An 11,538-nucleotide genomic window follows, 5' to 3' on the forward strand; every position below is an offset into this window, starting at 1 on the left:
CTCCCAGGCCGTGGGGAAAGGCGCCCGCCGTCTCTGCCTTGCTCGGGTTCTGCCTCAAGACACGTTCCGTAGATTCTCGACCTTGCAATCCGCATCGAGGGCGTCGGCGGCGATCCAGCCCGACATCATCACCATCGGCATGCCGGGGCCCGGATGGGCGGCGCCGCCCGCAAGGTAGAGGCCCCGCACCTGCCGGCTGCGGTTGCCCGGCTTGAAGGCGCCCATGAACTTGCCGTGGCTCGCCAACCCGTAGATGGCGCCGTTGAGGACTTTGTAGCGGTCATGGATGTCCTGCGGCGTGAGATGGCGCTCGACGACGATGCGCTCTTCGATGTCGTCCATGCCGGCCGTCCGTTTCAGCTTGTCGATGATCACCTGACGGTAGGCGGGGAACATCTGCGACCAGTCGTGGTGCGGGCGCAGATAAGGCGTATGGACGAGCACATAGAGCGCTTCGCCGCCATCCGGCGCGACGCTCGGATCGGTAGCGGCCGGCGCCGCGAGATAGCAGGTGGGATCGGGTGCCGGCTCGCCGCGCCGGTAGATGAAGTCGAACTCCTCCTCCGGGTCCCGGGAGAACACGAAGTCATGGTGGAGGACATGATCGTAGCGTTTGTTCAGGCCCAGATAGAGCACCACGCCGGAACAGGCCGGCTCGAAATCCTTGCGCGCATAATGCTCGCCGACCTCGCCGCCCACGAGCTCCCGGTAGGTGCGGATGGAATCCATGTTGGAGATGACGTTGTCGTAGGCGACCGTCTCACCGCTCGCGAGGACGACGCCTTCGACCGCGCCGTTCACGATCCTGAGCGAGGCGACATCGCTGTCGGTCCTGATCGTGGCGCCCAGTTCCGTGGCGAGTTTCGCCAGGGCCTCCGCCACGGCGCGGGTGCCGCCCATGGGATACCACACCCCATCGGCCGCCTGCATGTGGGCGATCGCGCAGAGCACCGCGGGCGAGCCGTACGGGGACGAGCCGACATATTGCGTGAAGTGGTCCAGCATCTGCGCCAGGCGCTCGTCCTTCACCTTGGACCGGATGGTGCCGGCCACGGAGGAGCCCATGCGCAGGGACAGAACATCCCGCAAGGTCGCGGGGTTCATGTTGGCCCGGATGTTGATGGTGTCGAAGAGATCCTCGACGGGCTTCCAGAAGAAGAACCGGTTCGAGATGTCGTGAAGGTGGGCGGAGATCTCCTGGAAGCGCTTGTACCCGTCGCCGGCATTCTTGCCGGGCGCGAAGCGATCCATGGCCTCGGCCATGGCGGCGATGTTCTCCTGGAGGTCGATCTGCGTGCCGTCGTCGAAGAAGCACCGCCATTGCGGGTCGAGGCGGACGAGGTCGAGATAGTCGGAAAGGTTGCGGCCGGCTTCCGCGAAGATGCGTTCGAGAACACGCGGGACGGTGAGGATCGTGGGTCCCATGTCGAAGCGGAAGCCGTCCTCGTGCAAAACCGCCGCCTTGCCGCCGATCCAGGCATTCTTGTCGTACAGGGTGACCTTGTGCCCGCGAGCCGCCACGACACAGGCCGCCGCCAGCCCGCCCAATCCTCCGCCGATGACGGCAACCGAAGTCTCTCGAGCGCTCACGCATTCCTCCTGCCGGGCACGAGCCCACGCGCCGTGGGTCTGCGTCCAATCGTCATGGTTCTAGGAAGGCCAGGGGCCAGTTCAAGGCGGATCACGAAGGTTTGGCCGACGGGCGCAGATCATGCGAAGTGAAGCCCCGCCCGGTGCGCGGATCACCGGGTCGAACCCGGCCGCGGCCAAGCGTGGCCTCAGATGGTTCACATTGCGGATGCCTCCGCCCCAGAGCAGATTCTTCAGACGGTTGATCGCAGGGACTCGGCCATGACCTTCGGACGCCAGAACGGCGACGAGAAGCCACCCGCCCGGCCTCAGGGCCCGAAAGACTCGCTCGATCGCCTCGTGGATGATGGCCTCGGGCAGGAACATCTGAGGCAGGAAGGCGAGGTCGAAGGCCTCTTTGTCCCTCAGATCTTCCACGCGCTCCTGCCGAACGTCGATGCGACCCGCAAGGCCGGCCTCCTGCACATGGCGGGTCCCGACGGCGGCCGGGTGCGGCGCGGGCTCGAGCGCCACCGCGTTCAGGTGCGGGAAATGCCGGCAGAGCGTGATCGAAAGGCCCGCGGCTCCTGCGCCCACGTCGAGAAGGCCCGCGCCGGGTCTCTCGAGACGCGGCACGAGGCCCGGCAGAAACTTCAATTTCGGCAGAGCCCGCGTGGTCCAGAGCTGGGTCAGGGTCCCCTGTGCTTCGATGATCGCCTCGTCGGTGTGGGTCCAGCCGTCAAGCGTCAGGGCGCCCTCGGCCGATCGGTGCCGGAAGCTCTGCGCCTGCAGAAGTGGGGCCCGAAGGGAGGCCTGAAAAGTCGCCACCCCCTCGGGCGTGGTGAAGGGCATGAGGGACGGGGCCGCACGGACGCGGCCGTGCTCCCACACGAGGAATCCGTAGCTGGCGAGAACGTCGATCAGGACCTGCACGAGCGGGAGCGGCAGCGATGCAGCTCGTGCCAGTTCGTCAATCGCCGTCGGCTTGCCGAGCTGGGCGAGAAGGCCGCTGTCGGCACAGGCTGAAAGGGCGCTGGCCGACCAGATCGCATGATCGGCCTCTTCGAGGACTTTCAGCACGTCGCCCGATCGCCGGAACGGCGGAGCAGCCGTGCGATGCCAGGAGGGAAGACCAATGGATCCGAAGCCCACGCGGTCTCCTCCGTGGGACAGGAGAGCATAGGCGCGCCACAGCATGGCAGCCCTATCGGATCGGGATCACGACCGTCGTCGCGGGTTCCCTGACGACGATCCGGGCCGCCTCGAAGTTCGGAGGGCCGCGGCGGCCCACATCGTTCGAGAAGCCGTAGGGCTCGTTGGGCAGGCCGATGAAGCTGCGGTCGAGCTTGCCGTTGCCGTTCACATCATGGAAGACCGCGATGGCATAGGTGCCGGGCTTCACGTTCCTGATCTGCAGTTCCACCGTTCCCGAGGAGGCCTTGCCGCGATCCTTGTAGGGGCAGGTGGCTTCCTCGAAGCTCGTGTCGCAGATTCCAGCATAGACCATGTTCTGATCCGGCTGAACGCCCTGTGCGCGGATCGTCAGCGTCGCTGCGTGAGCGGACGAGGCGGAAAGCAGAAGAGCGATCGTCAGTCGAATGCGTCCCATCCGGTGTTCCTCTAGAGAGCCGCTTGGCCGAGCGGTGCGACGGCAGGTTCCGATTCCCGGTGGCCTGCTCGTCGGCGCTCCCGATCCTCCAGCAGCAGGCGCGTGGTGATGCGCGCGCCCTCATAGATCACCGGCAGGCCGCTGCCCGGATGCGTGCCTCCGCCGACCAGATAGACGTTGCGCCCGAAGCGGTTGTGGGGCCGGAAGTACAGCATCTGCGTGAGATTGTGCGCGAGGTTGAAGGTGGCACCCTCGAACACGGCAAAGTCGTCCTGCCAGCCCCGCGGCGTCACGACGCGTTCGAAGCGGATTCGGTCTTCGATGTCGTGGAGCCCGAGCAGCTTCAGCCGCTCGAGGGCGAGCCTGCGATAGCGGGGCGCCTCGCGGGCCCAATCGACCCCGCAGCGCAGGTTCGGCACCGGGACCAGCACGTAGAGGCTCGTGTGGCCCTTGGGGGCCAGGGTCGGGTCCGTCACGCCGGCGTGATGCACGTAGATCGACGGCTCTTCGGGCAGAATGCCGCTGGTGATCTCGCGGATGTTGCGCTCGTATTCGCGCGACAACAGGATCGTATGATGGGCGAGATCGCCCACGTCGCCCTCGATGCCGAGATAGAGCATGAAGGTCGAGCACGAGATCTTTGCACGATCGAGCTTCTTGTTCTTCCAGCGCGGGCGCATGGATTCGGGCACGAGCCGCTGCATGGCATGGCCGAAGTCGCCATTTACCACAATCGATCCGGCGGCGAATTTTTCACCGCCAGCCTCGAGGCCGACGGCCTCGCCGCCTTCGTAGAGAATGCGATCCACCGGCGTGTTCAGGCGGATGTCGACGCCCATCTTGCGCGCCACACGGGCCATCGCGTCCGAGACCGCGCCGCAGCCGCCCATGGGGTGGAACACCCCGTGCTCGTATTCGAGAAAGGACAGGATCGTGAACAGACTCGGGCACTGGAACGGCGACATGCCGAGGTATTTCGTCTGGAACGAAAAGGCGAGACGCACGCGCGGATCGGCGAAGTAGCGCTTGAGATCACTGTCGACGCTGGAGAACGGCCGCAGCTTCGGCAGGGCCGCCAGCATCGCTGGCGAGAAGAGATCGGCCGGACTCGAGAAGGCCTGTTCCAGCACCGGCCGGAAGGCTTCGAGCTTGTCCCGGTTGTCGTCGAGAAACCGGCGCACGTTGCGCGCATCGGCAGGCGCAAGCCGCGCGATCTCCTGCTCGAGCCGGTCGAGATCGTAGGTGGCGCGAATGGACCCGCCGCCTTCGAAGACAAGATGATATTGCGGATCGAGGCGCTTGAGTTCGACGTGATCCTCCAGCCGCTCGCCGCATGCCTCGAAAATATCCTTCAGCACACGCGGATACAGGAAGAAGGTCGGGCCGATGTCGAACTTGTAGCCGCCGGGAGCATGAATCGTCCGGGTGCGGCCACCGACGGCTGGCTCGCGCTCGAACACGGTGACGGGAATGCCCTCCCGTGCCAGCAGCATGGCGGAAGCAAGACCTCCCGGGCCGGCCCCGACAATCGCAACAGGCTGCGACGGGGAGGATGTGACCATGAGCGGCTGCCTCGGCTGTGGCTGTGATGGAACAACGGATGTCTGAACTAGACCAGTCCGGCGTCTCGACCAGTAGCCGCCCTCCACGATCACGGAAAGGTGAAGCTTAATCCGCTCGGAAAAGTAACGTTATTCAGGCTATAATAGTTGCTCTCGTGACTCTTCCAGGCTAGTTCCGCGAATAGTCTTGTAATCCTGAAGGATGAGTGAACGTAGAAAAATTTCTCAGCGCCTTATTCTTGCCTTTTTAAGGCTCAGTTTCACTTCCAACCACAACGGAAGGGGAGACTGTCTTTGAAGAACATCCTCACCCGGGCATCTGCGATGATGCCTCTTCTTCTTGTAGCAGCCTGCAATACGACCGCCTCCAACGACCCGAGCATCACGGGATCCATCTCACAGGCCAATATCGAGACCGGCAATGCCTTTCAGCGCGGCACCGCCTCCTGGTACGGACCGGGGTTTCACGGCCGCAAAACGGCCAGCGGCGAGCGCTTCAACTCCAACGACATGACGGCCGCCCACCGCTCCCTGCCGTTCGGCACGCGACTCAAGGTCGTGAACGAAACCAATGGCCGCTCCGTGGTCGTCCGGGTGAACGATCGCGGTCCGTTTGCCCACCGCCGCATCATCGACCTCGCCAAGGGGCCCGCGCTGGCCCTGGGGCTGACTTCCACCGGCACGGGCTACGTATCCCTGCACAGGCTCGATTAGGCGCTTCTTAATCCCTTGCGGCGATCCTTGGCACGATTCGGGACCAAGGGTTGCTTACATGGAATCGAAATCGTCTCAGGCGACGAACGTCATCCGCTTTCCGGGCGCGCGCTCGACGTCCAATCCAAGGCGCGATCAGCGGAGCCTCATGGATGCGGTTTATGCCGCGGGCTCCTTGTCGATCGACGCGGGTGATCGCACCACCAAGGCCATGGCAACGCGGCTCACCATCTTCGGCTTCGTCGTGATCGACGAAGTGCAGGCGGATGGGAGTGCGCGACGCCTGCGTGCCTCCGAGGCGATCCATGCGTCCACGGCCTGCCCCTGGCGCGTCTCGAAACCGTCGGGCCGCTACCGGATGGATGAGGATTGGCCGGAAACCGATCGCGCCTTGTTCGCCGCCCTGCAGGCCTGACCTGCGATAGGGACCTCGCCTTTTCCGTCTCCTGAACTATTTTCCTGCGCCAGCCTGTGGCGCCTCAGGGGATGTCCATGCACCTGGTCCAGATTCTTCTGCCGCTTGCCGACAATGCCGGCCGCCGCTTCGACGGCGGCGCCTATGGGCGGGTTCGCACGGAACTGTCCGAGCGGTTCGGCGGCATCACGAGCTTCACGCGCGCGCCGGCCCACGGCGTCTGGAAGGAGGGCGGCCATACCGCCCACGACGATATCGTGGTGTTCGAAGTCATGGCCCGGGAACTCGACCATTCCTGGTGGGAGCGGTACCGCGCCGAACTGGAGCGCCGGTTCGAGCAGGAAACCATCGTGATGCGCGCCATCAAGGTCGAGATGCTGTAGCGGGTTCCATCCCGCGGGGCTCCTCACCGCGTGGAGGGAACCCGACCCGCACTGCTTCGCTTGTCGTTGGAAAAGCGGAGCACTCCCATGGCCAAGCCACTAATCGTTTCCATTCCCCACAACCTCGGCCAGGCCGAAGCCATGCGCCGGCTTCACGGCGGCATGACGGGCCTGAAATCCCAGTTCGGGGACAAGGTCGCGTCCATCAACGAGACCTGGAACGGCAACCGCATGGATTTCCATGTCGGGGCGATGGGCCAGAACGTCAGCGGCCACCTCGAAGTGATGCAGGATCAGGTTCGCGTCGAAGTGCAGTTGCCGTGGATCCTTGCGATGGTTGCAGAGAAGGCGAAGACCTTCATCCAAAAGCAAGGAACACTGATGCTCGAGAAGAAATGACGGTGGCTATAGCGATGAATATCCGTTCAGGAATATGAACGCAGATGGAACTAAACAGGCCTGTCTGCGTTGTGTCATCGATTGCGACCACGACCCTTCGTTGGTGCGCTTCACTTAAGACATCGCTTTATTCACCCCGGGCCGTGTTCTTCCGTCCGATCGCGACAACACACCTGTATTTGAGGATGGCGCTATGCATGAGCGTTTGATGACGCAGTCCTATGCCCTTCGTTCGCCTGTCAAGGTCGGTTCAGAAAAACCTCTTCTCGTCTGCTTCTCACATCTGCGCTGGGATTTCGTCTGGCAGCGGCCTCAGCATCTCCTCAGCCGGGCGGTCAAGCATTACGACGTCCTGATCATCGAAGAGCCCATGTTCAAAGCCGGTGCGAAGCCTCATATGGACGTGAGCGACCGGCCTCAGGGCGTGACCATCGCGGTGCCGGTTCTTCCCGAAGTTCTGTCGCATGAGGACGTCATCGCCGAGCAGCACGACCTGATCGAAGAACTGATCGGCCGCGAGGCCAAGAGCCCGCGCGTGTTCTGGTACTACACGCCGATGGCCATGGCATTCACCAGCGATCTTGAATGCGACCTGTGCGTCTACGACAACATGGACGAGCTCTCGCTCTTCCGCGGCGCATCGCAGGAGCTCCTCGATCTTGAGAACGCCCTCTTCTCCCGCTGCGATCTGGTCTTCACGGGCGGCATGAGCCTCTTCGAGGCCAAGCGCCACCGCCACCGCAGCGTTCACGGCTTCCCGTCCTCCATCGACTTCCAGCACTTCTCGCAGGCCCGCTCCATCGACAAGGATCCGGACGACCAGGCGCAGATCCCGCATGTGCGCCTCGGCTTCTTCGGCGTCGTCGACGAGCGCATGGATATCGATCTTTTGGCCGAGGTCGCCGACCTGCGTCCCGACTGGCAGTTCGTGATGATCGGCCCGGTGGTGAAGATCGATCCTGCGACCCTCCCGCAGCGGCCCAATATCCATTGGCTCGGCGGAAAGTCCTACAATGAACTGCCGCACTACCTGTCCGGCTGGGATGTGGGCTTCATGAATTTCGCCCTCAACGAGGCCACGAAGTTCATCAGTCCGACGAAGACGCCGGAATTCCTGGCGGCCGGCGTGCCGGTCGTCTCGACGCCGATCACCGATGTGGTACGGCCCTACGGTGAGAAGGGACTCGTCGAGATCGCCAAGGATGCCCATGAGGTGGTCGCCAAGGTCGAAACCATCCTGGCTCGGCCGAAGGAGTCGTGGCTTGCCAAGGTCGACCGCCATCTCGCGGCCGGCTCCTGGGACAAGACCTGGGCGTCCATGCACAAGCTCATGCTGGATGCGACCGGTGACGCGACGGCCGATCGTCCAGCTTCTTCCCTTCCCGTTTATGCCACCACGCCTGCGGAGTGATCTGGAATGTATGATTGGTTGATTGTCGGCGCCGGCTTTGCAGGCAGCGTTCTGGCGGAACGTCTGGCGACCGAGCGCAACGAGCGCGTCCTCCTCATCGACCGCCGTCCGCATATCGGCGGCAACGCCTATGATCGGTACGACGACGGCCTTCTGATCCATCAGTATGGTCCGCATATCTTCCATACCAATTCCAAGCAGATCTTCGATCATCTTTCCCGCTTCACGGAATGGCGCTTCTACGAGCACCGGGTCCTGGCCGAAGTGGATGGCATGCTCGTGCCGATTCCCATCAACCTCGACACGGTCAACAAGCTCTACGGCCTGAATCTCACGTCCGAGCAGCTGCAGGACTGGTTTGCCGAGCGTGCCGAGACGATCGGCGAGATCAAGACGTCCGAGGACGTGGTGGTGTCGGTCGTGGGACGCGAGCTCTACGAGAAGTTCTTCCGCGGCTACACGCGCAAGCAATGGGGGCTCGATCCCTCCGAACTCGACAAGTCGGTGACCTCGCGCGTGCCGACGCGCACCAACCGGGACGACCGCTATTTTACGGACGAATTCCAGTTCATGCCCAAGCACGGCTACACGCGGATGTTCGAGAAGATGGTCAGCCATCCGAACATCCACGTCATGACGCAGACGGATTATGACGACGTGAAGAACGTCGTTCCCCATCGCCGCGTCATCTATACCGGGCCGATCGACGAGTACTTCAACTTCCAGTTCGGCAAGCTGCCCTACCGGTCGCTCCGCTTCGAGCACGTGACCCTCGACCAGACCTGGCATCAGGCCGTCGGTGTCGTGAACTACCCCCAGACGAACGACTACACCCGCGTCACGGAATACAAGCACCTGACCGGCCAGGAACACGCCAAGACGGCGCTCACCTACGAGTATCCGTCGGCCGAAGGCGATCCCTACTACCCGATTCCGAAGGCCGAGAACCAGGAACTGTTCAAGAAGTACGAGAAGCTTGCCCTGGCCACGCCCGACGTGTGGTTCGTCGGACGGCTGGCAACCTATCGCTACTACAACATGGACCAGATCGTCGGTCAGGCGCTCGCCACCTTCCGGCGCATCAACGAGTCTCTGCCAGTCGGGGCCGACACCTCCGCGGTGAAAGTCGTATCGGGCTCGGCAGCCTTGGTTTCGTAATCGACAAAGAGCATTGAACATTCCGCACTAGGAATAGTTGTGGAAGTACTGTTGTAATAGCTCGGAGTTGCATGATGAAACGACCACTAGAGCTTTGGGGCGGACTGGAATGTACCGTCGCAAGAGTTGGCGACGACTACCGCGACCAAAGCCTGGAGACCGGTCATCATGAGCGAATCGAGGATCTCGACCGCATCGCCGAGCTCGGGATCCGCACGCTGCGTCATCCGGTGCTCTGGGAGAGGATCTCTCCCGAGAGCCCGGACCGCACGGACTTCTCCTGGCACGATGCGCGCCTGGAGCATCTCCAGACCCTCGGCATCCGCGCCATCGCGGGCCTGTGCCATCACGGGAGCGGCCCTCGCTACACCCACATGCTCGATCCCGCCTGGCCCGATCTCCTGGCCCGTCATGCGGCGCATGTGGCGGAGCGCTATCCCCACCTCGATCTCTACACCCCCGTCAACGAGCCGCTCACGACCGCCCGGTTCTCGGGGCTCTACGGTCATTGGTATCCGCACGGAACGACCTATGAGGCTTTCCTCAAGATCCTCGTGAACGAGTGCAAGGCGACCGTCCTGTCCATGCGCGCCATCCGCAAGGTCCGGCCGGATGCGCAGCTGGTTCAGACCGACGACATGGGCAAGACCTTCGCGACGTCCACGCTCGCCTATCAGGCCGAGCATGAGAATCAGCGGCGCTTCCTGGGATTCGATCTCCTTTGCGGCATGGTCGATCGGGATCATCCCTGGTGGAGCATCCTGCTGGACAACGGCGTCCCGCAGGCCGATCTCGAGCTCCTGCTCGAGGCCGATGCGGCGCCCGACATTATCGGCATCAACCATTACCTCACCAGCGAGCGCTATCTCGACGAGCGCATGAACCGTTATCCGGAGCATCATTGGGGCGGCAACGGCCGGCACCGATACGCGGATGCGGAAGCGGTCCGCATGCCTCTGCCGTCCACTGACCTTGGGCCTGCCGCGCGGCTTCGGGAGGTCTGGGAGCGCTACAAGCGGCCCATAGCGGTCACGGAGGCGCACCACGGCAGCACCCGCGACGACCAGCTGCGCTGGCTCATGGAGGTCTGGAACGGCGCCAACACGCTGCGCGACGAGGGAGCCGACATCCGGGCCGTCACCGTCTGGTCCCTCTACGGGGCCGTCGACTGGAACAGCCTGCTGACGCGCCGCAACGGCTTCTACGAGCCTGGGCCCTTCGACGTGCGGGCTCCCGAGCCGCGGCGCACGGCGCTCGCCCATGCGGCGGAGGCGCTCGCCAAGACGGGCACCTTCGACCATCCGGTGCTCGACCGCGCCGGCTGGTGGAAGCGCGACATCCGCTTCTACAGGCCGCCGGCGAGACAATCGAGGTCCTGCTGGCTCGCCGACGAGCCGCGCCAGCTCCTGATCACGGGCGCCACGGGAACCCTCGGCCGCGCCTATTCGCGCCTGTGCGATTTCCGGGGCCTCAATCACGTGCTGCTCTCCCGTCGGGACATGGACATCGCCGATCCTAGGAGCGTCGCGAAGGCGCTCGAGTGCCATCGGCCCTGGGCGGTGATCAACGCCGCCGGGTATGTGCGCGTGATGGAAGCCGAGAACGACCGACAGGCATGCTTCCGGGAGAACACGTCAGGCGCAGAGACGCTGGCCAGAGTTTGCGCGGACCTGGACATTCCCCTCGTCACCTTCTCGTCCGATCTCGTCTTCGACGGAACGCTCGAACGGCCTTACGTCGAAAGCGACGCGGTCAACCCGACGACGGTCTATGGCGAGAGCAAGGCCGAGGCCGAGCGCAGAATCCTGGAGGCCTATGACAAGGCTCTCGTCCTGCGCACGAGCGCATTCTTCGGTCCCTGGGATCGTTACAACTTCATCTGGTCGATCCTGAACACCCTCAGCAAGGGCGAGGACGTGGAAGCCAGCCTGGACGTGGTGTCGCCGACCTACGTGCCCGATCTGGTCAACACGTCCCTCGACCTCCTGATCGATGGGGGCACCGGCATTTGGCATATGGCCAATACCGGAGAGACCTCCTGGCGCGATCTCGCCGCCATGGCGGCCGAGCGTGCGGGCTTCGATCCTGAGCGCGTGATCGGGGCCGGCGATGATCCGGCTCTCAACACGGCTCTCTCCACCGAGCGCGGTCTTCTCATGCCGCGGCTGGAGAGCGCCCTCGACCGGTTCTTCGCGGACAGCGAAGTGGAATGGTCGGACGAAGCCATGAAGGTGGCGGCCGAATAGGGAGCTCCTGCACGCGCACCCTTCCGGCGCAAGGCAAAAGAAAAGGCGGCCAGGTTTCCCTGGCCGCCTTTT

Annotated in this window: 11 protein-coding genes; 7 read left to right on the forward strand and 4 right to left on the reverse strand. The window is 63.7% G+C overall.

What is annotated here, in order from left to right:
- Nucleotides 1–54: 54 nt before the first annotated feature.
- From HPT29_RS02680 to crtI, 4 genes are all read right to left on the reverse strand, one after another.
- Nucleotides 55–1,590, reverse strand: coding sequence for a phytoene desaturase family protein (locus HPT29_RS02680; RefSeq protein WP_173948136.1), 1,536 nt, complete (start codon nucleotides 1,588–1,590; stop codon nucleotides 55–57).
- Nucleotides 1,591–1,671: 81 nt separating this feature from the next.
- Entirely contained in the window at nucleotides 1,672–2,766 is a 1,095-nt protein-coding gene (locus HPT29_RS02685; protein WP_173948137.1) for an SAM-dependent methyltransferase, read from the reverse strand.
- 7 nt (nucleotides 2,767–2,773) lie between these two features.
- The gene (locus HPT29_RS02690) at nucleotides 2,774–3,178 is read right to left on the reverse strand and encodes a DUF2141 domain-containing protein (RefSeq protein ID WP_173948138.1); all 405 of its coding nucleotides are present in this window, start codon (nucleotides 3,176–3,178) and stop codon (nucleotides 2,774–2,776) included.
- 11 nt (nucleotides 3,179–3,189) lie between these two features.
- Nucleotides 3,190–4,740 (reverse strand): phytoene desaturase family protein, encoded by a 1,551-nt coding sequence (crtI, locus tag HPT29_RS02695; protein ID WP_173948139.1) that lies wholly within the window; start codon nucleotides 4,738–4,740, stop codon nucleotides 3,190–3,192.
- A 294-nt stretch (nucleotides 4,741–5,034) separates the two neighbouring features.
- Here crtI and HPT29_RS02700 point away from each other — a divergent pair, with 294 nt between their 5' ends.
- The 7 genes from HPT29_RS02700 (at nucleotide 5,035) to HPT29_RS02730 (ending at nucleotide 11,466) form a co-directional block, all read left to right on the forward strand.
- Nucleotides 5,035–5,454: a septal ring lytic transglycosylase RlpA family protein gene (locus tag HPT29_RS02700; protein WP_173948140.1), complete on the forward strand. Its 420-nt coding sequence runs from the start codon at nucleotides 5,035–5,037 to the stop codon at nucleotides 5,452–5,454.
- Nucleotides 5,455–5,512: 58 nt separating this feature from the next.
- Complete coding sequence (locus HPT29_RS02705) at nucleotides 5,513–5,869, forward strand: hypothetical protein (protein WP_173948141.1); 357 nt, start codon at nucleotides 5,513–5,515, stop codon at nucleotides 5,867–5,869.
- Nucleotides 5,870–5,946: 77 nt separating this feature from the next.
- Complete coding sequence (locus HPT29_RS02710; protein ID WP_173948142.1) at nucleotides 5,947–6,252, forward strand: hypothetical protein; 306 nt, start codon at nucleotides 5,947–5,949, stop codon at nucleotides 6,250–6,252.
- A gap of 87 nt (nucleotides 6,253–6,339) precedes the next feature.
- A complete protein-coding gene (locus tag HPT29_RS02715) occupies nucleotides 6,340–6,651 on the forward strand; it encodes a polyhydroxyalkanoic acid system family protein (RefSeq protein ID WP_173948143.1) in 312 nt (103 codons plus the stop codon).
- A 208-nt stretch (nucleotides 6,652–6,859) separates the two neighbouring features.
- Entirely contained in the window at nucleotides 6,860–8,062 is a 1,203-nt protein-coding gene (locus HPT29_RS02720) for a glycosyltransferase (protein ID WP_259060436.1), read from the forward strand.
- Between the two features lie 6 nt (nucleotides 8,063–8,068).
- The gene (gene glf / locus HPT29_RS02725) at nucleotides 8,069–9,220 is read left to right on the forward strand and encodes a UDP-galactopyranose mutase (RefSeq protein WP_173948145.1); all 1,152 of its coding nucleotides are present in this window, start codon (nucleotides 8,069–8,071) and stop codon (nucleotides 9,218–9,220) included.
- 74 nt (nucleotides 9,221–9,294) lie between these two features.
- Complete coding sequence (locus tag HPT29_RS02730) at nucleotides 9,295–11,466, forward strand: family 1 glycosylhydrolase (protein ID WP_173948146.1); 2,172 nt, start codon at nucleotides 9,295–9,297, stop codon at nucleotides 11,464–11,466.
- Nucleotides 11,467–11,538: the final 72 nt, after the last annotated feature.

This window comes from Microvirga terrae (assembly GCF_013307435.2).
In the GTDB taxonomy this organism is placed as follows: Bacteria; Pseudomonadota; Alphaproteobacteria; order Rhizobiales; family Beijerinckiaceae; genus Microvirga; species Microvirga terrae.